Genomic DNA, 19511 nt, shown 5'->3' with positions numbered 1-19511 from the left:
ATATCGGCTTCCGGCAGCTTGAGCGTTCCGCGCCAGAACCCGGGCAAGTTTTTCTTTCAGCCGCGGACATTGAATCTGCTTTGCTCAGTCGTCCGCATCGGGTTGAATCGGTCCATGCTCTTTCAACAGAAACCGCCATGACGAAGCATCGCTAAGCCCCCGACAAGACCGAATATCGACCGCCTTCCCAACACTGCACCGCATAGCCCGGATTCACGACATCGCCTCGCTCGTCGAATGCAATCGTTCCGTAGCTGGTCTCGAATTGATGGGACCGTATCGCGGCAGCCACGACATCGCCATCCAGCGATCCGCTGAAGCGGACGGCTTCCGCCCAGATCGCCATCGCAGCCACCGCTGATAGCGTGTAACCCTCAGGCTCGAGACCCCGTGCCCGAAGGCCCGCCACCGCCTGCCGCGCTTCGCGTGCGGCGCGCGGGTCGAGTCTGCAGGTCATCAGTAGTCCATCCGATGCATCGCCGGCGATGTCATACAGGCGATGGTTCGCATTGGCACCGCCTGTCATGACGACTCCGGCAAAACCCGCGCGCCGGGCGGCAACGAGAAACGGACCGACGTCCGTGTAGTAGCCGCCGATATAGACGAAATCCACCTGTCGATCCAGCATCTCGCGCACGGTTTCGTCAAGGCCGCCGCTCGCGTCGCGCACGCATCGATACATGGCTTCATGGAAGCCTTGCGTACGCAGTGAAGCGCGAACGATGTCCGCAAGCCCCTGACCATACGGCGAGTCGTTATGCAGGATTGCGATACGCGAGGACGCGTGATGGGACGCGATATACCGGGCAGCCAGCGCCCCCTGTTTGTCGTCGCGGCCGCAGGTGCGAAACACGGTGCGCCAGCCGGACTCCCACGCCGTGTCTGTGAACGACGGGTTGGTGGTCGATGGAGCGATCTGCAGCAGGCCTGCTTTGGCGTAGACCGGCGATGCCGCGAGCGAACATGCGGACAGATAGTGCCCGACCACGAGCGACGCGCCGGAGCGGGTGAGCCTGTCGGCTAGCGCGTTCGCTTCGTCGGGCGATCCCTTGTCGTCGGCGCACATGACTTCCACCGTCGCGCCCAGCAGGCCGCCGGCGCGATTGATCGTCTCCGCAACGTAAGCGGCCGACTGCGTGATCTGCGGACCGTATGCCTGCTGGGGCCGGACAAGGTCGCCGCGGCGGCGACCAGGATGGTCTTTTGCATCACGCTATCTCCTCAACGTCCCGCGTCGCCGCGGTAGTACTCGACGGCAAAATATAGCGATCACTATAATTAGCGACTGGAAAGCATGTCAAGACAATTCTGTAGCAAATGCTATATTTGATCCTGACGATGCGGAAAGGAGGCGTATGGCACGGACGAGGCTCTTCGATGTCGACAAGGCGATCGAGACGGCGACGGAACTGTTCTGGCGTAAAGGCTACGAACGGACGTCGCTCGCCGACCTGACCGCTTCGATCGGGATTACGCCGCCAAGCTTCTACTTCGCGTTCGGCAGCAAGGAAGCGCTCTTCAAGCGGGTGCTGAAGCACTATGTCGACACGCGGCTCGGTCAGGCCGAAGAAGCGTTGCGTCAACCGACGTCGCGTGGTGTCGCGGAATTTTTCCTTTGCCGGCTGGCCGAGCTCTATACGGACGGGTCTCGTCCGCCGGGCTGTCTTGCAGTGAACTGCACGCTGGGCGGTGCCGACGACTCCGGGTCGATCCGGGCGGAACTGGCTGCGCAACGGCAGGCGCGGCAGGAGCGCCTGCGAAAGCGCTTCCAGGACGACAAAGACCGGGGCGATCTGCCAGCTGAAGCCGATCCGGATGAACTCGCGCGCTACCTGATGGTGGTGGGCTGGGGCCTGGCTTTTGCCGCGCAGGCCGGCGCGACCCGGGAAGAACTCCAACGTACTGTCGCGCGGGCCCTTGAAGCCTGGCCAGACTGAGCGAGGCAGGATCGGCGGACGGGCCTCGTCTCATCGTCGAGTCCCGACCCGTAAGCGACAGTCGAGTGTCCGCAAAGCCCGTGGCACGCGAGCCACCACAGCGCACACCGTCAGACTGTGATCAACGTCTGCTCGCCAGGTTTCATTACCGAAACCTGCAGCGACGGTGCCGCGCGCGAGGCAGCCTGGCGGTATTGCTCGCCCGCCTCGACACCCAGCACCAGCCCGTTGTGCGCATAATGCACCGGGATGCCATGGGACCCACCCACCCACGCACTGGCCCGTGCCGCGTCCTGCGGATCCATCGTGAAGGGCCCGCCGCCCACACACACAATGCCCAGGTCGGGCTTGTAACGCTCACCGATCAACCGCATGTCGCCGAAAAGATCGGTGTCTCCGCTCAGGTAAACACGAATCCCACCGATATCAAGCATGAAGGCCGCCGCCGGATAGCCGCACAAGTTGGAGTGCAGTGCGGGAATCAGGTGCGCCGACATCTCGCCGTGCTGGGACACCCCGCCGAAGTTCATCCCTGCCCCGCCGTTCACCACGATTTTCGTGGGATCCAGGCCCACCTTACGAAACTCCGGCACCAGCGCAGAGCGCATCATGTCGCTCTGCCCCGTGGTCTTGACCGGCACCCCAGCGTCGCTCAGCGCTTTGAGCATCTCGAAGTAATCGCCCATGTGGTCACCATGGTCATGGGTGAGCAGCACAAAGACCGCATCGGGATTTTTGCCCGCGACATAGTCGGCGAATCCCTTGGCGCTGGCATATTCCGGCGGCTTTTTCACGCCGAAACGATCCCAGCCCGCGTTGTTCCAGATCCACGCGTCGCCGTACGCAATCTGCTTGTAGTCAGGTGTGGCGATTTCCGTGACGCCACCGCCGAGCCAACGCACCAGCAGCTTGCCGCCGGCGCGCGCAGGCGTCGCCCAACCGTCATCTTTCGGTGCCGCAGAGGCGGTGCTTGCCAGCGCGATCGCGCCACCCAAAGAGAAGCCGCCACGAACGAAATCCCTGCGTCGGCGACCGTCGTCATCCAGATCCGGTTCCTGCGGTGTGGTCTGCGAATCCATGTCGTCTCCTTGGCCTGGTGGCCGGTCATTTTGCACGATCAACGTCCCAGCAGGGTCCGGCCGAGGGCTTGCGCAGGAAGCCGATGATCTGCTCATCGGTGATGCTTCTTTACGTCCAGTCTCCTGACTGCCTGATTGGACTCCAAATCGCTGCGTTACTCAAACAGGCGGAGACGTTACTCGTCGATTCACCCGGTTCGCGGCCCTACGGCAACCTTTACCGAGGAAAGTCGCTTTACGTGCGCGACATCGCCCCCTTCGACAACAGCCTGTTGCCAGTCCGGCGAAGTGCGCAAAGGGCAGACTTTGAGCGACTTTCGAATGCGGATTTTCTAGCCCGATAAGGGCTCGGATGCCTGTCTCAAGAATGCGTTGGCGGTCCTTCTTCACAAGCTCCTTTACGGCTTCGCGAGTCATCGTGCGATGTGCGCTTCTGCCCGGAGCCTGCCGGTCGACACTTTGCGCATGAACTTCCCGGTCGTGCGCTCCGCGGAGACTAAGGCGAAGCTCCTGGGGTGTGGACGGGGAACTTGTCGTCGTCTTCCGGAGCCGACCTCAAGCAGCACTGGCATCGATCACAGCACAACGATCAAGCGAATCAATGGTTGCGCTCCGTCGTGGTCAGGCTGTTCGGCGACGCCGCAGGACGCGCAACCTGATCGTCCTCTTTCGTATGCGGTCAGACCGGCGAAGGCGATTTCTGCCGGTCCTCGAGCCGTGCGGGAACGAACATCAGCACCAGCAGCGCGGAAAGCGCGAGCATGGCGGCGGTGAGCAGGAGCCCGGATTCGAGCGTATGCGTGCGGCTCTTGAGCCAGCCGATCACCGTCGGGCTGACGAAGCCCGCGAGATTGCCGGTGCAGTTGATGAGCGCAATGCCGGCCGCTGCGCCGGTACCGCCCAGGAATGCGGTGGGCAGTGCCCAGAACATCGGCAGCGCGGTCACGACGCCCGAGACTGCGAGCGTGAGGCCCGCCATCGAAAGCAGCGGATCGTCGCCGTTTGCCGCGCAGAGCGTGAAGCCCGTTGCGGCAGTCAACGCGGGAACGATCACATGCCAGCGGCGCTCACGTGTGTTGTCCGCATGACGGCCCACGACGATCATCGAAACCAGCGCGGCGGCGTACGGGATGGTCGTCAGCAGGCCGATCATGAGCGGGTCGTGCACACCCGTGTTGCGGATGATCGACGGTTGCCAGAAACCGATCGCATACGAGCCCATCACAATCCCGAAGAGCGTCAGGCACAGCAGCCACACGCGCGCGGAGCCGAACACCGCAGCCACCGAAGCATGCGTGCGCGTCGCATCATCCGTATCGATCTCGACCTGGACACGACGCTTTTCTTCGTCAGTCAGCCAGGTCGCGTCGGCGACATGGTCGTCGAGCCAGCGGTACACCACGACGCCCAGCAACGCGGAGGGCAATGCCTCCACGATGAACAGCCACTGCCAGCCTTCGAGACCGCCCGCGCCGTTCAGCGCATGCATGAGGAAGCCCGAAAGCGGGCCGCCCAGCAGTCCCGACACGGGGATACCGGCCATCAGGATCGCCACCATGCGGCCGCGCCGATGCGAGGGAAACCAGTACGTCAGGTACAGGATCATCCCGGGAAAGAAACCGGCTTCCGCCACGCCGAGCAGAAAGCGCACAAAGTAAAACATGACCGGCGTGCGAATCCATGCGGTCGCCATCGTCAGTACCGCCCACGAAATCATGATCCGCGCGATCCAGCGGCGGGCACCCACCCGGTGCATGAGCAGATTGCTTGGCACTTCGAACAGAAAATAGCCGATAAAGAACAGGCCCGCGCCCAGCCCGTATGCGGCTTCGCTGAAATGCAGACTGGACAGCATCTGCAGTTTCGCGAAACCAACGTTGACCCGATCCAGATAGGCCGCTACGTAGCTCGCAAAGAGCAGCGGCATAAAGCGCCAGGTAATGCGTCGGAACACGAGGTCGGCAGTATTGGCGGACCGCGTCTCCGGATTGTTTGTACGACTGAACATAGCTGTGTCTCCTCGCCCGCCGGCCCGTGCTTCGCGCGCGATGTCGAGCGGGCGTGTCTGTTATGGATGTTGCGTGTGCAGCGTGCGTCAGAGTCCCGCGGCAGCGAACGCGGTCTCGGTATCGTCCGCGGCGGAGAGCGAGGCGGCATCGTCGATGCGGAAGCCGATTGCGGTCAGCGCGTGCTGCAGTTCGCCCTGCTGGAAGCGATCCAGTTCGATCAGCGGCGCGCGCACGGCCGCCCATTGCGCGTCACCCGACTGCCACGCGATCGCCGCTTTCATCGCGGCAATGACCGGATAGCGCTGGAAGATTGCGCGCGTAGCGTTGAGCTCGAGCTGCTGCGCTGCGGCGCCGGCGTCCTGCCAGCTTTGCGCCAGCGCCACGATCGCCGTGGGGTTGACGTTGCCCGTCGCCGTAATGCAGCCGGCGCCGCCGTGCAGCAGCGTGGGCAGCAACAGCGTCTCGGTGCCGGCGAATACGTCGAAGTCCTGAGACTGGAAAGCGTCCAGCAACGCCCGCGTATGGGTCCAGTCGCCGGAGCTGTCCTTGATGCCGGCAATCACGCCGGAGTACCGGTGCAGCAACCGCTCGATCAGACCGAAGCCGATGCTCACCTGCGAAACCGACGGAATGTGATAGAGGTACAGACGCAATCGTGCGTCGGCCACGGTATCGATCACTGTCGCGAATGCACGGTACAGCCCCTCCTCGCTCACGCCCTTGTAGAAAAACGGCGGCAGCATCAGCACGCCGGCGCAACCCGCCTGCACCGCGTGACGCGTGAGTTCGGCCGCTTCGGGCAGTGCGCAGGCGCCGGTGCCGGGCATCATCTTCGCGGCCGGCAAGCCCGCTTCCAGCAAGGTGTCCAGCAAGCCGCGCCGCTCGGCTACCGAGAGCGAGTTGGCCTCCGAGTTGGTACCGAACAAGGCCAGGCTTACCCCTTGCCGTATCAGCCAGCGGCAATGCTTCGTCAGGCGCGGGATTGAAGGCAGCCCTTCTGCGTCGAACGGCGTGAGGACTGGCGAAAGCACGCCGCGCAGGCGCTCGCCGATCGATTGGCTGGGGTCGGCGCTGGCCGGATGTGCGCTCATGCGGGTCTCCTTCAGGTGATGTACGGGGCAGTCGGTGCAGTGCCGCCGGTTCATCTGTCGAGCCCGCGTTCTGACGCTGCCGGCGCAGTATCACGCTGCCGGAATGCACGTGAAAGTACGGTCCGCTTGCTTCACACCTCAGGAATTTTTGTGTTCAACGAACGCCTCGGCGGCCTCGAGGAAGGCGCGCACGAGCCTGATCCGCACCGACGAGCGGTTCCACAGCAAGCCCACGGCGCGTTTCGGGAACGCATGGGGGATGGGCCATCGCGTGAGCGAGAGACCTGCAAAGCGCGAACCGAGCCAGTCGGGCACGAGCGACACGCCGAGCCCTCGATCGACCAGCACGGCGATCGCGTCGAGGCCGTCCAGTTCGCAGCGCTGGCGCGGCTGCAGACTGTGCTGACGCAGATAGGCGTCCGCAAGTTGTCCGCCCACCGCATTGCGGTCGTAGCGCACGAACGGTTCGGTCTCGATGGCGCGGTGCACGTCGTCCACCTGCATCGTGGCGGGCGTGAGCAGCACGAGCGGCTCCTCGCGGAAGGTGTGCCAGTCGCAGCTCTTCGGCAGGTCCGTCAGTGGATGCACGAGTACCGCGGCATCGAGTTCCCCGTGTATCACCTTGCGATAGAGTTCGACTGAATTCGCGGGCTCGAGCCAGATATCGATCTGCGGATGCCGCGCGAGCATCTGCGCCAGCGCATCCGGTATCAGGCCAGTCATCATCGAGGGCGTGCCGCCCAGCCGGAGTTGCCCGGCCAGCACGGCGGTGTCGACGAGATCGGATTTGAGGTCGCGGATGTCGTGCAAGACCGCACGCGCCCGGTCGAGGATGCGCTCGCCCGCCTCGGTCGTGCCCACGGTGCGTCCGTTGCGTCGCACCAGCTTCGCGCCGAGTTCCTCCTCCAGCATCTTCACGCGCTGCGCCACGGCCGCGGGCGTCAGGTCCAGCCGGCGCGCGGCCTCGGCAATGGAGCCCAGCTCAACCACATAGACGAAACTCTGCAGATAGCGCGAGTCCATCGATAGAAATTTTATGGTTTGAAGAAGCCGAAGGATACTGTTTTTACGGTCCTGCGACTATCAGACTTGACCCGGTCAGCTCGCCAACGACACGCGAGCGGCATTCAACCAGGAGGAGTCAGTCATGCCAAGGATCGAATCGGTTTCCGTCTGCGCTGCCGGCGTACCGCTCGACAAAGTCACGTCGTTTGCCACACGCACGGTTTCCACTCGCCACTATGGGATCGTCAAGGTGCGATCGAGCGACGGCGTGGAAGGCATCGGATTCTGCTACGTGGGCAGTAGCGGCGGCGACCTGCTGCGCGTGGCGGTCGAACAGTTGCTCGCACCGGTGCTGATCGGCCAGGATTCGTACGCGGTGGAGGGACTGTGGCAGTCGATGTATCAGGAAGCGTTATTGCAGGGACGTGCCGGCACCGTCATGCGCGCGATCAGCATTCTCGACACGGCGCTGTGGGATCTGAACGCGCGCACGCATCAGGTTCCGCTCCACAAATATCTGGGCGCGGTGGAACTGGAGAGCGTTCCCGCCTACGCGAGCGGCGGGTATTACCTGGAAGGCAAGACTCCGGCGATGCTCGGCGAGGAAATGGCAAGCTACGTCGAGATGGGGTTCAAGGCGGTGAAAATGAAAGGCGGACGCCTCTCGCCACGCGAGGAAGAGGCGCGCGTGCGGGCCGCGCGCGAAGCGATCGGGCCCGACGTCGAACTCATGATCGACATCAACAACGGCTGGACCGATGCAACGCAGGCGCTTCAGCACGTGAAGCGCATCGAGCAGTACGATCCGTACTTCATCGAGGAGCCGTTCTCCCCCGACGATATCGCCAATCACGCGCGGCTCGCGAAGCTCACGCGCGTGCCCGTTGCGACGGGCGAAATCGGCTATGGCCGCTGGTATCACCGCGAGCTGCTCGAACAGGGCGGCGCGGCGATCCTGCAAACGGACGCCGCGGTGTGTGGCGGCATCAGCGAATGGCGACGCATCGCAGCCACCGCCTCGAGCCACGGTGTCGTGATGTGTCCGCACTGGTTCCATGACGTGCACGCGCCGCTCGTGGCGGCGACGACGAATGCTCGCTATGTCGAGTACTTCTGGGACGACCAGGTGCTGAATTTCCGTCGGCTCATCAACCGCCAGCTCACGCATCGTAATGGGCGTATCGTGCTTCACCAGACACCGGGGCTGGGCTTCGAGTTCGACGAGGAAGCCGTCGCACGCTACGGTCGGTGGACGGTTTTGCGCTAGCGGTCAGTATTCGCCCCGATTCTGAATTCGATCTGAATTCAATATGCTACGATGCAGCTCACACATCGATAACTACGCACCGCTTGCCACATGGTCGGGACATCACAGCTTCATCACCAGGTAACCGACATTCTTCGCGACAAGATCGTCGACGGCGTGCTGCGTCCGGGCACGCCGATCTCCGAACGCGAACTCTGCGAAGAACTGGGCGTGTCCCGCACGCCGCTGCGCGATGCGCTGAAGATCCTCGCGACCGAAGGCCTCGTGCAGCTGTTCCGTCACCGTGGCGCGATCGTCAGCCCGATCTCGGTCGATACGATCGAAGACAAGCTCGGTGTGCTCGGCGCGCTGGAGGGCTTTGCCGCGCGATTCGTCAGCGAGAACGCGAGCGACGCCGAGCTGGCGCAGCTCGTCGAGATCCATCGCCGCTTCGCCGCGGAGTTCGATTCGGAAGACGCGGACCGCTACTTCGATCTGAACCAGTCGTTTCACCGCACGCTGGTCTCGATGACCGGCAACTCGGCGCTCGTGGACCTGCATACGCTGCTGTCGCGGCACGTGCGCCGTCCGCGCATCGAAGGCGTGCGGCAGCACATTCCGCCGCGCGGCGTGCTGGACGAGCACAACGCGATTCTCGAAGCGATTCTCGCGCGCAACGGCGCAGCTGCACAGCACGCCGCCGAGGAACACCTCGCGCGCGTTGCGCAGACCGTCGTCCGTCATTTCCGCACGCGTTGACGCGAGGCGCGTCGTTCGCCTCGCTTCCCGTCAGTCCCGGTACGACGGATCGAGCCGGTCGAGCGTGCGCAGATACGCCGGCCAGTCCGCCCCGCCGCGTCCGTTGTCGTGGGACGCGAACTGCCGCACGGTGCGTTCGCACACCTGCGGATCGATCTCGATCAGCTCGCCGCCCGCCGCTTTCAGCATCAGCTGGATCCGGCACGCTTCCAGCAGATCCTTGACGCGGATGAACGCCCCCGGCGCGCCCTGCGCCACCACCAGCACCCCGTGGTTGCGCATGAACAGCGCGCTGTTGTTGCCGAGCGCGCGCTCGATGCGGCTGCGTTCGTCGAGGCCATCGGTGATGCCCTCGTACGTGTGATACCCGACGCTGCCATAGAAACGCACCGCGTACTGCGACAGCATGCGCAGCGGCTCCGCGCACGCCGACATCGCGATGCCCTCGGCCGTGTGCAGATGCAGCGCGCACTGCACATCCGGACGGCTCGCGAGCACGCCGCCGTGCAGCACGAAGCCCGGCCGGTTCACGCCCGCGCGCTCGTCGAGATCGCCTGCCACCGGCACGCGGACCAGACTCGATGCCGTAACTTCGCTGTACAGCAGATCATGCCGCTTGATCAGGAAATGCCCCGGCGAATCGGGCACCCGCAGCGACACATGGTTGTAGATGCTCTCGCCCCAGCCGTGCAGGTCGATCAGCCGGTAGATCGCTGCCAGTTCGATGCGGGCCTGCCGTTCAGCGTCGCTGACGCGGATATCGCTCATAGTCGTGTTCTCGTGTTCGTCCGTTCCTGCGCGCGTCGCCGGGCGGTTTCCGGACTCGCCCTCGACTCGCACGCCAATTGAATTCACTTTGAATTCTAATCATATGAAGCGGGATTTTCGCGGCTGAACACGTATCTGGCCATCTCCGGAGATACCCTCGGTTGACAAGCCGGCGGCGCAGTCCTAAATTTGCATTCAATTTGAATTCAATCGGCATGACGGCCTCGTGAGCAGGCCGTCGTCCGCGAGGAATCGTCATGGAGACAGGTCGTTCCCCCAGCCGTCTGGCGGGCAAGGTCGCGTTGCTGACCGGTGCGGACGCCGGCCTTTGCCGCGCGCTCGCCGATGCCCTCAAGACCGAAGGCGCCGTGCCGTTCGTTGCCGGAAGCGTGACTGCGCCGGCGAGCGCGTGGGCCTGCGCCGCGCCGTTCGACGCGGCAGAGCGCGCGCACGGCGGCGTCGACATCGCGATCCATGTGCTGGCCCCGCTCGACGAGCCCACGCCGCTGACCGAACTCTCGCTTGACCAGTACGACGCGATCGCGGACGCGCTCGTGAAGGCGCCGTTCTTCCTGCTGCAACAGGCGGCGCGGCGAGTCCGCGACGGCGGCAAGGTGCTCGTCGCGCTGGCCGGCACACGAAACGACGCCGCGCATGCGGGCGCCGCGGCGGCCGTGCAGGTCTTCGCCCGTGTGCTGACGCGCGAAATCGGCGCGCGCGGCATCACGGTGAATCTCGTCAGCGCACCCGCGGAGGCGCACGAGCAAGGTTTCACCGATCTGATCCGCGCGGTCGCATTCATGGCGGGCCCGGACGGACGCTGGATCAACGCCCAGACCGTGCGCACCAGCGTCCTGCGCGCATCGGCATCGGCAGGAGACAACGCATGACCTCTGTCGTCACGCCATCCAGGGACGATCGTCCTCTCAGCGGACGCGTCGCGCTCGTCACCGGTGCGAGTCTCGGCATCGGCGCGCAGATCGCGCGACGTCTCGCGCAAAGCGGCGCGCTCGTCATCGTCAACTATCCCGATGCCCACGCCCGTGACGATGCGCAGCACGTCGCCGGGACGATCGATGCGGCAGGCGGCCATGCCGAAACCCTGCAGGCCGACGCCGGCGATCCGCAGCAGATTCGTGCGCTCTTCGACAGCGTCGTGACACGCCACGGCGGCATCGACATCGCGGTGCTCAACGCCGGCGGCGATGCGGTCGTGAAGCCGATTGCCGAAACCACCGAAGCGGAGTTCGATCGCGTGATGCGTTTCAACGCACGAGGCCAGTTCGTCGCGCTGCAGGCCGCCGCGACCTTGCTGCGCGACGGCGGCCGCATCGTGTTCGTCTCGTCGAGCACCGCGACGCAGCCTTATCCGGGCACGGCGTCGTATGCCGGCGCGAAGATTGCCAGCGAAGCGTACGTCCGGGCCGTGGCGCCCCACGTCGCCGCGCGAGGCATCACGGCGAACGTCGTGTCGCCGGGCATGACGGCAACCGCGACGATGCTCGCGCAAACCACCGAGGCTCGCCGCGCCACCGTCAAGGGCGCGACGCCGCTCGGACGGATCGCCGAACCCGCGGACATCGCGGACGTCGTGCACTTCCTCGCGACGCCGGCTGCGGCCGGCATCAACGGCGAAGTGGTGCACGTCAACGGCGGATTGCTGTAGCGATGAGGCCCGCCGCGATGCGTGCGTTCGCGCTGCCCTGCGCCGTCGGTTCACGCGATGGCCGCTCGATACGTCCACCCGCTTTTGCTACTTCCGTTCACGGAGAAACCTGTGTGCAGTGACCGCTTTCGCACGACCGACCACACGCTGAACGACGGCGCCGTTACGCTCGCCGTTCGACACATCGCCCCGGAGCGTGCCGCGCGCGCACCCGCGGTGATCCTGATGCCCGGCGGCATTTCGACGGGCCTTCTCGACAGCATCGACTGGGCCGCGACGCGCTTCGCACGCGCCGGCTATCACGCGCTGTCGATCACCTATCGCGGCGGCTCGCCCGAGCACGATCCGGCCGACGTGCGTCTCGCGTTCGACTGGCTCGCGATGCGCAGCGACGTCGAACCCGGCAAAGTCGCAGTGTTCGGCATGTCGCGCGGCGGCATGAGCGCGCTGCGCTCGGCCGCGCTGATTCCGGAGTTGAGCGCGGCGATTTCGTTCGGATCGCCAACCGATCTGCTGCAGCACGTGCGTGGCGTCGCGCCCTACGCGCCGGGACGCTATGCGTTGCTGTGCCAGTGGCTTGGCGGCGCGCCCGACGAGCATCGCGCGTTCTATGAAGACGTGCAGCCGATCAGCCACGCCGCGCGGATCCACCAGCCGGTACTCGGCATTCACGGGCAGTTCGACATGCACGTGCCGCCCGAGCAGACCCTGTGGATGAACGAGGCGTTGCGTCGTCACGGCAACACGCGCGCCGACGTGCATCTGATTCCGTTCATGAATCACTACGCCGACGTCACGCCAACCTATCAGTTCGGCTTCGATCTCGTGATCGATCCGGCTGTCGCGTTTCTCGAGCGCGTGTTCGCCGGCTGACGGCGTACCGCAAGCCGGATGCAGCACGGCACACGCACGCGCTGTCGTGCATTCGGATTGAATTCAATGCAGTCCTGATGGTGGTAAGGAGGGTTTCATGGTGATGCGTGTGGGTATCGTCGGCGCCGGTCTGATGGGCTTGCCGATGAGTGTGAACTGGCTCAAGGCCGGCTTCGACGTGATGGCGTTCGACGTGGCGCCGGAGCGGCGCACGCTGCTCGCCGATGCGGGCGTGAGGGTGGCGGACAGCCTCGCGGACCTGGCGGATTTCGCCGGACTGATCGTGCTGTCGCTGCCGTCGCCGCAGGCGCTCGATGACGTGATCGCGCAGCTCGCGACGCTCACGGACCGGCGGCACGTGATCGCGGAAACCAGCACGCTCGCCGTCGAAGACAAGGCGCGCGCCGCCGGACATCTGCTCGCGCACGGCGGCGCGACGCTGCTCGACTGCCCGATCATCGGCGGTGCGGTGCAGGCGAAGGCAGCCGCGCTCACGGTCCTCGCGAGCGGAGACGAAAGCGCATGCCACGCGGCAGCGCCCATCTTCGCGGCCACCGCGCGCCAGTATCGCTACGTTGGACCATTCGGCACCGCGTCGCGCGTGAAGTTCGTCGTCAACCACTTCGTCAGCACGACGACGGTGCTCGTCGCGGAGACCATGCGCTTCGCCGAACGCGCGGGACTCGATCTCGCGCTGATCGACGACATCATCCGCAACAGCCCCGCCGCATCGGGCATCTGGCTCGCACGCGTGCCGCTGATGCTGAGCGGCGTCTATGACGATCCGGCCACGAAGGCAGCCGACCTCGCGATTCCGTTCAAGGACACACGCATCATCGCCGGTTTCATCGAGCAGCACGGCGCGACGACGCCGCTGTTCGACGCCGCGCTCGATATCTATCGCGTCGCGCAGGAACAGGGCCGCGCCGATCAGGACGCCGCCGCGCTGTACGAGGTGTTCGCATCGCTCGGCCTCGCAACGGGGGCCGCACGTCATGATCATTGAGCAGCGTTTTTACCGCGTGAAGGTGGACCGGCTGAAGGCCTGGCTCGATCTGTGGGAGCGCGTCGCGCTGCCTGTGCAGCGCGAACACGTGTCCGCGTTCGGCGGGCGTTTTCTTGGCATGTACCTGACCGAGATGGGCCAGATCGACGAAGTCACGCACCTGTGGCAGCACGCCGACGTGGCTGCGCGGATGGCCGCCCGCGGCGCGGTGGAAAGCGATCCGCGCTGGGCGCAATACCGCCGGCAGGTCGACGAGCTGGCGCCGATGCTGTCGATGCGCAACGCGATCCTGCGGCCCATGCCGTTCTCTCCCCTCTCTCTCGAACCGGCCTCCGGGAGCCCCCGATGATCGACGACATCTTCGTGTTCGACAACGCGATCCATCTGTACGACATGTCCCCCGCGAACCTGCGCGAGGACCGTCCCGACGCAGCCGTGACGCGCGACAGCATCCTCCGGTACGTGAGGGCGCTGCGCTGGCCGGGCAATCCGAAGCTCGACGACCCCGCGTTCAACTGGGCACGCCGCTGGGAAGCCGAGGACATGTACGACCTCGTGTTCCAGCAGTCCGCGACCGACATGGCGATGGCCCAGGTCGTGCCGATGTTCGACCTCTTCAAGGATGGCGAATCGCCGGTGGCGACGCAGTATGCGATGTCCGCCGCGTACCCGGACCAGGTGCTGTTCTGCGGCGGGGTCGACCCGATGTATCGCGGCCTCGACGACGCGCTCGAGCAGATCGATTTCCAGGTGCACGAGCTGGGCGCGCGCTCGTTCAAGTTCTACAACGGCCACGACCGCGTCGCGGACTGCTGGCGGTGCGACGACGAGCGCATCGCGTATCCGATGTACGAACGCGCGCGCGAAGCCGGCGTGAAGGTGCTGCAGTTCCACAAGGGTAATCCGTGGGGACTCCAGAACATGGAGTACCTGCTGCCCTACGACCTCCAGGCGCCGGCGCGCGATTTCCCCGACATCAACTTCATCGTGCATCACCTCGCGCTGCCCTACTTCGAGCAGATGGTGTCGATCGCGGCGCGCTTTCCGAACGTGTATCTGTCGCTCGCGGGGTATATCAGCTTTTACCGGATCGCGCCGCGCCGCGTGCAGGAGCATCTCGGCCGTCTGCTGCAGATGGTGGGTCCCGACAAGCTGCTGTGGGCCTCCGAGGCGGCGCTTGCCGGCGGCCCCGCGCCGACGCTGCAGGCGTTCATGGGCCTGTCGATTCCCGACGACCTGCGCCGCGACTATGGCTATCCGCAGATCACGCGCGATGACAAAAAGAAGATCCTCGGCGAAAACTTCGCGCGGCTGATGGGCATCGATCTCGACGCGAAGAAAGCGGAGCTCGAGCAAGGCGGCAAGCTGCGCGGCATCACGATGGAGGTGGTCTGATGATGGATGCTCGCCAGGCCCGTTGCCATTCACCAGGAAAGCGCATCGATCCCACGTTGCTCGCCGAAACCATCGCTTCGCTGTCGCGCCTGATCCGCGCGCACGCGGGCGGTCTGGAACTCGTCGCGCTGGATGACGGCGCGGGCATCGTGACCGTGCGCTTCACCGGCATGTGCGTCGGTTGCGAACTGCGCGCGGTCACCGCCGAAGGTTCGGTGCGGCCTGCACTGCTGGCCATTGCGGGCGTCAAGGAGGTCCGCGTGGCGGGGCTGCGCATCTCCGACGAGGCGCAGGCGCGCATGGCGCGCGACTTCGCGCCTTATGCGCTCGAACGCCGCGCCGTTCGACTGATGCAGCACGCGCGCGAGGTGCAGCGATGAAGCTCGTGTCCTGGAGCGCCGACTCCGACAGCGCGATCCGCATCGGCGCACTGCTCGACCGCGATCCCGACAACGCGCGGGTGGTGGATCTTCAGCATGCGTACGCGCGGTATCTGCGCGACAGCTCGGGCGATCCTTTTGCGGCCGCGATCGCCGCCGTGCGCATTCCGCACGACATGCTGCGCCTGCTGCAAGGCGGCGCGCTGTCGCTCGATGCAGCACGCGACGCGCTCCGGCATGCTCAGCAACTGCTCGAACAGGACCCCGCGCGCCATGCAGCCGGCCCGCTGATCCGGCCGCTCGCGCAGGTGCGGCTGCACGCGCCGCTCGCGCGCCCCGGCAAGATCATCGCGGTGGGCGCGAACTATTCCGGCCACATTCAGGAAGGTCGCAGCGCGGGCGTGCTGCGCGATCTGCCGGATTATCCGGTGGCGTTCCTGAAGATGCCCTCCGCGGTAATCGGCCCCGACGACGACATCGTGCGCTCCACGTACACGGAAGAGCTCGACTACGAGATCGAGCTGTCGATGGTGATCGGCACGCGTTGCCGCAACGTGCCCGCCGGGTGCTGGCGCGACGTCGTGATGGGCTTCACGATCGTCAACGACATCAGCATGCGCGACCTCATCGTGCAGGAAAAGCCGACGGGCGTCGTGTTCCAGGGCAAGAACCTCGACACGACGTGCCCGCTCGGCCCCTGCATCGTGACGGAGGACGACATCGCGGATCCCGGCGCGCTCGACATCCGCCTGAGCGTGAACGGCGAAACGCGTCAGCAGGACAACACCCGGCACATGATCCACAGCTGCGGCCGGATCATCGAGTACTGGTCGTCGCGGCTCACGCTCGAACCCGGCGATGTCGTCACGACCGGCACGACGAGCGGCGTCGCCGGCTTCAACCGGCGCTTCCCGGAACGGCTGCTCAGGCACGGCGACGTGATCGAAGCGCAGATCCAGTCGATCGGCACGCTGCGCAATCGCGTCGTCGACGAAACGACGCTCGCGGCCGGCGCGCATCCATCGCCCGCGACGACTCACGCACAGGAGCTCTGACATGACTTCCACGCCCAGCCGCTGGCATCTCGACGACGTCTTCGTGATCGACTCGACGGTGCATGGTTACAACACGATGCCGGACAATCACGTCGAGGGCCGCTTCAAGGAGCGTGTCGCGATCCAGCTTTCCGACACGCTGTATGCGGGCCACAGCCGCCTGATTCCCGACGGCGATCCGAAATGGGCACTGTCGCGCGAACGCTTCATCCACGCGGCCGATCCGCAGCTCCTCGGCCATGCGCTCTTCGCCGAGAGTCAGACCGACGTGTGCATCTATCACGGCACCCCGCTTTACGGCATCTATCGCGACGGCGGTTCGCCGCTGTGGGTGGGCCGCGCGATGCGCGAACGCTGGCCCGAGCGCGTCGCGCTGTACGGCCCTGTGAGCCCGTGGCAGCCCGATGCGCTCGATGTGATCGACCGGCTCGTCGAAGAAGATCGTGTGGTCGGTCTCAAGTTCTATCCGATGGATCTGGTGGACGGCGAAGTGAAGAGCTATCGCCTCGACGATCCCGAGATCGCGTTCCCGCTGCTGGAGCGCGCGCAAAAGCTCGGCGTGAAGATGATCGCGACGCACAAGGCGATTCCGCAAGGCCAGGTGCCGAGCGAACCGTTCGCGCCGTTCGACGTGGCCGGCGCCGCCGTCGCGTTTCCGGACCTGACGTTCGAGGTCGTGCACGGCGGCATCGCGTTCCTCGAGGAAACGGCGTGGCAGATGCAGCGCTTCCCGAACGTCACCGTGAATCTCGAAGGCAGCAGCGCGTATCTGCTGCAGCGTTCGCCGCGGCGTTTCGCGGAGTTGCTCGGCTCGCTGCTCGTATGGGGCGGCGAGGACCGCATCTTCTGGTCGACCGGCTGTGTTGCACATCATCCGCGGCCGTTCATCGAACTGTTCTGGGACTTCCAGATTCCGGACGACATGTGCCGCGACTATGGCTACCCGCAACTGACGGAGGACATGAAACGCTGCATCCTCGGCCTGAATCACGCGCGCTTTCTCGGCTGGGACGTCGACGCGCTGCGCGCGCGGCTCGCCAGCGACGAATTCGGCCAGCGCACCACGCTCGCCGAACCGTGGAGCGGACGTCCCGATCTGGAGCGCGCGGCATGACGACCGAACGCGAGATTCGCGCGGCCCTCAATGCCGTGATCGATCCGTGCAGCGTGGCCGCGGGCTGCGCGGCGGGCCTCGACGACATGGGACTCGTGCGTCACGTCGCATTGCACGACGAGCCCGACGGCGCGCACGTCGAAGTGGTGATCGCGGTGACCGAGTATGGCTGCCTGATGGGCGCGCCGTTCGCGACCGAAGCGTACAAGGTCCTGACCGCGACGCCGGGCATCGCGCACGTCGACGTCCGGCTCGACGAGCGCTTCGACTGGGAACCCGAGGACATGAGCGACGCGTATCGCGCACGCCTGCACCGTCATCGGTCGGGCCGTTACGGCGTGATCCCGATCCGCGTGCTCGATTCCGCGCAGCCGGCGCAACGCCAGCCCGCGAACGGGGTGACGCGATGAGCACGACATATGACTATCTGATCGTCGGTGCCGGCGCGGCAGGCTCCGTGCTCGCGAACCGGCTCTCCGCCCGGCGCGACGTAACGGTAACGTTGCTCGAAGCTGGACCGGACGTCGCGGCGCGCGGCGTGCCAGCGGATATCGACAACGTGTTTCCGCTGTCGGCGTTCAACACGCGCTACATGTGGCCCGACACGAAGGTCCACTGGCGCACCGCGCAGGATTCGCCGGCGGTGCCGCTGCCGCAAGGACGCAATGTCGGCGGCAGCTCGTCGATCATGGGTATGTGGGCGCTGCGCGGGATGCCCGGCGACTACGACGAATGGCGCGACGCGGGCGCGGCGGGCTGGGGCTGGGACGACGTGCTGCCGTGGTTTCGCAGGCTCGAAACGGACGTCGATTTCAGCGGACCGATGCATGGCCGCAGCGGTCCGGTGCCGATCCGCCGCGAGACGCAGGCAGAGTGGCAGCCGCTCGCACGGGCGGTCGCAACCGCCGCCTACGATGCAGGCTTTCCGCAGATCGACGACATGAACGCGCAGTTCGGCGACGGCCACTGCTCGCTGCCGATCAGCCGCTACGAATCGTCGCGCGCATCGGCGGGGCTCTGCTATCTCGACGCAGCCACGCGCCAGCGCGACAACCTGACCATCCTGCAATGCGCGCAAGCGCAACGTCTGCTGTTCGATGGCAACCGCGTGACCGGCGCGATCGCGCGGCGCGACGATGGATCGACCGTGGAACTGCATGCTCGCGAAACCATCGTGACGGCCGGCGCGCTGCGCACGCCGGCGCTGCTGCTGCGCTCGGGCATCGGCCCCGGCGACGCGCTGCACAGGCTGCGCATCCTGGTTCGCGCGAATCTGCCCGGCGTCGGCCGCAATCTGCAGAACCACCCGATTCTTTACACCACCGCGCTGCTGCGTCCCGATGGGCGCGACACGCCGGGCTGGCGGCCGGCGGGATCGACGTTCATCCGCTGGTCGTCGAAACGTGATGGCTGCCCGGATGGCGATCTCGGCCTCTATATCCGCAGCTATGTGTCGTGGCATGCGCTGGGCCGCAGGCTTGCGTCGCTGTCGCCGGTGCTGATGCGGCCGCTTGCGCGCGGCACCGTCAGTCTCGATCCCGAACGGCCCAACGAAGCCACCCGCATCGAATTCGGCTTCGCGTCGGATGAAGCGGACATCGAGCGCCTCGTGCAGGGCTTCGAATTCGCGTGCCGGATGTTCGACGCGCCCGCGGTCGCAAAGCTGTGTCACGAGCCGTTCGTGCTCGAAGACGCCGCGAGGCTGATGCGCTTCAACCAGATCTCGCGCTTCAACGGCCTGCGCGCGGCGATGGCCGCGACGTGGATGGACGTCGACCCGCGCGGCGGCATGGGCGTGTTGCGGCGCTTCGCGAAGCTCACCCCGCTCGACGAACTCCGCCGCGATCCCGACGCACTGCGTGCCTATATCCGCGCATCGGTGACGGGCACGGGGCACGTGTGCGGCACCTGCGTGATGGGCCGCGCCGACGATCCGCTCGCCGTGACCGACACCGCGGGCGCCGTGCACGGCGTGGACGGGCTGCGCGTCGCGGACGCGTCCGTGATGCCGCGTGTGCCGTCCGGCAATACGCACATTCCAACCATCATGGTTGCCGAGAAGCTCGCCGACGCCATCGAGAAAACCAATCTCTGTGCGGGCGCCGTGCACTGACGGCCCGCGCGCAGA

The 19511-nt window shown here is 65.7% G+C and carries 19 protein-coding genes and 1 pseudogene; 14 read left to right on the top strand and 6 right to left on the bottom strand.

What is annotated here, in order from left to right; translation table 11 throughout:
• Nucleotides 1–151 precede the first annotated feature (151 nt).
• A pseudogene (locus DVS29_RS10875) lies at nt 152–1153 on the bottom strand (branched-chain amino acid ABC transporter substrate-binding protein); the annotation flags it as partial.
• A gap of 202 nt (nt 1154–1355) precedes the next feature.
• Here DVS29_RS10875 and DVS29_RS10870 point away from each other — a divergent pair.
• Nucleotides 1356–1937, top strand: coding sequence for a TetR/AcrR family transcriptional regulator (locus DVS29_RS10870; RefSeq protein WP_118180465.1), 582 nt, complete (start codon nt 1356–1358; stop codon nt 1935–1937).
• Nucleotides 1938–2047: 110 nt separating this feature from the next.
• On the opposite strand, the gene DVS29_RS10865 is transcribed toward DVS29_RS10870, so the two are convergent.
• The 4 genes from DVS29_RS10865 to DVS29_RS10845 all read right to left on the bottom strand — a co-directional run bounded on the left by DVS29_RS10865 (nt 2048) and on the right by DVS29_RS10845 (nt 7139).
• Nucleotides 2048–3016, bottom strand: coding sequence for an MBL fold metallo-hydrolase (locus DVS29_RS10865; protein ID WP_164707893.1), 969 nt, complete (start codon nt 3014–3016; stop codon nt 2048–2050).
• Between the two features lie 679 nt (nt 3017–3695).
• Nucleotides 3696–5024: an MFS transporter gene (locus DVS29_RS10855; RefSeq protein ID WP_118180462.1), complete on the bottom strand. Its 1329-nt coding sequence runs from the start codon at nt 5022–5024 to the stop codon at nt 3696–3698.
• 87 nt (nt 5025–5111) lie between these two features.
• The gene (locus DVS29_RS10850; RefSeq protein ID WP_118180461.1) at nt 5112–6116 is read right to left on the bottom strand and encodes a dihydrodipicolinate synthase family protein; all 1005 of its coding nucleotides are present in this window, start codon (nt 6114–6116) and stop codon (nt 5112–5114) included.
• Between the two features lie 138 nt (nt 6117–6254).
• The gene (locus DVS29_RS10845) at nt 6255–7139 is read right to left on the bottom strand and encodes a LysR family transcriptional regulator (protein ID WP_118180460.1); all 885 of its coding nucleotides are present in this window, start codon (nt 7137–7139) and stop codon (nt 6255–6257) included.
• Between the two features lie 124 nt (nt 7140–7263).
• On the opposite strand from DVS29_RS10845, the gene DVS29_RS10840 reads away from it, so the two are divergent.
• On the top strand, nt 7264–8388 hold the full coding sequence (locus DVS29_RS10840; protein ID WP_118180459.1) for a mandelate racemase/muconate lactonizing enzyme family protein: 1125 nt from the start codon (nt 7264–7266) through the stop codon (nt 8386–8388).
• Between the two features lie 90 nt (nt 8389–8478).
• Nucleotides 8479–9126, top strand: a complete 648-nt coding sequence (locus DVS29_RS10835; protein WP_118180458.1) for a GntR family transcriptional regulator — start codon at nt 8479–8481, stop codon at nt 9124–9126.
• Between the two features lie 30 nt (nt 9127–9156).
• Here the strand turns inward: DVS29_RS10835 and DVS29_RS10830 are convergent, their stop codons facing one another.
• Nucleotides 9157–9894: a class II aldolase/adducin family protein gene (locus tag DVS29_RS10830; protein ID WP_118180457.1), complete on the bottom strand. Its 738-nt coding sequence runs from the start codon at nt 9892–9894 to the stop codon at nt 9157–9159.
• Nucleotides 9895–10151: 257 nt separating this feature from the next.
• Here DVS29_RS10830 and DVS29_RS10825 point away from each other — a divergent pair, with 257 nt between their 5' ends.
• The 11 genes from DVS29_RS10825 (at nt 10152) to DVS29_RS10775 (ending at nt 19496) form a co-directional block, all read left to right on the top strand.
• Nucleotides 10152–10784: an SDR family oxidoreductase gene (locus DVS29_RS10825; protein ID WP_118180456.1), complete on the top strand. Its 633-nt coding sequence runs from the start codon at nt 10152–10154 to the stop codon at nt 10782–10784.
• Nucleotides 10781–11560: an SDR family oxidoreductase gene (locus DVS29_RS10820; RefSeq protein ID WP_118180455.1), complete on the top strand. Its 780-nt coding sequence runs from the start codon at nt 10781–10783 to the stop codon at nt 11558–11560. The genes DVS29_RS10825 and DVS29_RS10820 overlap by 4 nt, the downstream gene beginning before the upstream one ends.
• Before the next feature lie 111 nt (nt 11561–11671).
• Complete coding sequence (locus DVS29_RS10815) at nt 11672–12433, top strand: alpha/beta hydrolase family protein (RefSeq protein WP_164707892.1); 762 nt, start codon at nt 11672–11674, stop codon at nt 12431–12433.
• Between the two features lie 97 nt (nt 12434–12530).
• A complete protein-coding gene (locus DVS29_RS10810; RefSeq protein ID WP_118180453.1) occupies nt 12531–13439 on the top strand; it encodes an NAD(P)-dependent oxidoreductase in 909 nt (302 codons plus the stop codon).
• Nucleotides 13429–13788: an NIPSNAP family protein gene (locus DVS29_RS10805; protein WP_118180452.1), complete on the top strand. Its 360-nt coding sequence runs from the start codon at nt 13429–13431 to the stop codon at nt 13786–13788. The genes DVS29_RS10810 and DVS29_RS10805 overlap by 11 nt, the downstream gene beginning before the upstream one ends.
• A complete protein-coding gene (locus tag DVS29_RS10800; RefSeq protein WP_118180451.1) occupies nt 13785–14834 on the top strand; it encodes an amidohydrolase family protein in 1050 nt (349 codons plus the stop codon). The genes DVS29_RS10805 and DVS29_RS10800 overlap by 4 nt, the downstream gene beginning before the upstream one ends.
• Entirely contained in the window at nt 14834–15214 is a 381-nt protein-coding gene (locus DVS29_RS10795; RefSeq protein WP_240655541.1) for a NifU family protein, read from the top strand. The genes DVS29_RS10800 and DVS29_RS10795 overlap by 1 nt, the downstream gene beginning before the upstream one ends.
• Nucleotides 15211–16269, top strand: a complete 1059-nt coding sequence (locus tag DVS29_RS10790) for a fumarylacetoacetate hydrolase family protein (protein WP_118180449.1) — start codon at nt 15211–15213, stop codon at nt 16267–16269. Before DVS29_RS10795 ends, DVS29_RS10790 begins: the two co-directional genes overlap by 4 nt.
• A 1-nt stretch (nt 16270) precedes the next feature.
• Complete coding sequence (locus tag DVS29_RS10785; RefSeq protein ID WP_118180448.1) at nt 16271–17383, top strand: amidohydrolase family protein; 1113 nt, start codon at nt 16271–16273, stop codon at nt 17381–17383.
• Nucleotides 17380–17793, top strand: a complete 414-nt coding sequence (locus DVS29_RS10780) for a metal-sulfur cluster assembly factor (RefSeq protein ID WP_118180447.1) — start codon at nt 17380–17382, stop codon at nt 17791–17793. Before DVS29_RS10785 ends, DVS29_RS10780 begins: the two co-directional genes overlap by 4 nt.
• Nucleotides 17790–19496 carry a GMC family oxidoreductase gene (locus DVS29_RS10775; protein ID WP_118180446.1) on the top strand — a complete coding sequence of 569 codons (1707 nt, stop codon included), beginning with the start codon at nt 17790–17792 and terminating at the stop codon, nt 19494–19496. The genes DVS29_RS10780 and DVS29_RS10775 overlap by 4 nt, the downstream gene beginning before the upstream one ends.
• The last annotated feature ends 15 nt before the right edge of the window (nt 19497–19511 follow it).

The sequence above is a fragment of the Paraburkholderia phosphatilytica genome (genome assembly GCF_003443895.1).
In the GTDB taxonomy this organism is placed as follows: Bacteria; Pseudomonadota; Gammaproteobacteria; order Burkholderiales; family Burkholderiaceae; genus Paraburkholderia; species Paraburkholderia phosphatilytica.
This window is presented reverse-complemented; position numbering and strand designations above follow the sequence as displayed.

What these genes read in the sequence shown, in the direction of transcription:
- DVS29_RS10840 (WP_118180459.1), top strand. Translation starts at nt 7,264, where the DNA reads ATGCCAAGGATCGAATCGGTTTCCGTCTGCGCTGCCGGCGTACCGCTC.
- DVS29_RS10825 (WP_118180456.1), top strand. Translation starts at nt 10,152, where the DNA reads ATGGAGACAGGTCGTTCCCCCAGCCGTCTGGCGGGCAAGGTCGCGTTG.
- DVS29_RS10795 (WP_240655541.1), top strand. Translation starts at nt 14,834, where the DNA reads ATGATGGATGCTCGCCAGGCCCGTTGCCATTCACCAGGAAAGCGCATC.
- DVS29_RS10810 (WP_118180453.1), top strand. Translation starts at nt 12,531, where the DNA reads ATGGTGATGCGTGTGGGTATCGTCGGCGCCGGTCTGATGGGCTTGCCG.
- DVS29_RS10870 (WP_118180465.1), top strand. Translation starts at nt 1,356, where the DNA reads ATGGCACGGACGAGGCTCTTCGATGTCGACAAGGCGATCGAGACGGCG.
- DVS29_RS10775 (WP_118180446.1), top strand. Translation starts at nt 17,790, where the DNA reads ATGAGCACGACATATGACTATCTGATCGTCGGTGCCGGCGCGGCAGGC.
- DVS29_RS10855 (WP_118180462.1), bottom strand. Translation starts at nt 5,024, where the DNA reads ATGTTCAGTCGTACAAACAATCCGGAGACGCGGTCCGCCAATACTGCC.
- DVS29_RS10800 (WP_118180451.1), top strand. Translation starts at nt 13,785, where the DNA reads ATGATCGACGACATCTTCGTGTTCGACAACGCGATCCATCTGTACGAC.
- DVS29_RS10835 (WP_118180458.1), top strand. Translation starts at nt 8,479, where the DNA reads ATGGTCGGGACATCACAGCTTCATCACCAGGTAACCGACATTCTTCGC.
- DVS29_RS10820 (WP_118180455.1), top strand. Translation starts at nt 10,781, where the DNA reads ATGACCTCTGTCGTCACGCCATCCAGGGACGATCGTCCTCTCAGCGGA.
- DVS29_RS10790 (WP_118180449.1), top strand. Translation starts at nt 15,211, where the DNA reads ATGAAGCTCGTGTCCTGGAGCGCCGACTCCGACAGCGCGATCCGCATC.
- DVS29_RS10805 (WP_118180452.1), top strand. Translation starts at nt 13,429, where the DNA reads ATGATCATTGAGCAGCGTTTTTACCGCGTGAAGGTGGACCGGCTGAAG.
- DVS29_RS10865 (WP_164707893.1), bottom strand. Translation starts at nt 3,016, where the DNA reads ATGGATTCGCAGACCACACCGCAGGAACCGGATCTGGATGACGACGGT.
- DVS29_RS10830 (WP_118180457.1), bottom strand. Translation starts at nt 9,894, where the DNA reads ATGAGCGATATCCGCGTCAGCGACGCTGAACGGCAGGCCCGCATCGAA.
- DVS29_RS10780 (WP_118180447.1), top strand. Translation starts at nt 17,380, where the DNA reads ATGACGACCGAACGCGAGATTCGCGCGGCCCTCAATGCCGTGATCGAT.
- DVS29_RS10845 (WP_118180460.1), bottom strand. Translation starts at nt 7,139, where the DNA reads ATGGACTCGCGCTATCTGCAGAGTTTCGTCTATGTGGTTGAGCTGGGC.
- DVS29_RS10785 (WP_118180448.1), top strand. Translation starts at nt 16,271, where the DNA reads ATGACTTCCACGCCCAGCCGCTGGCATCTCGACGACGTCTTCGTGATC.
- DVS29_RS10850 (WP_118180461.1), bottom strand. Translation starts at nt 6,116, where the DNA reads ATGAGCGCACATCCGGCCAGCGCCGACCCCAGCCAATCGATCGGCGAG.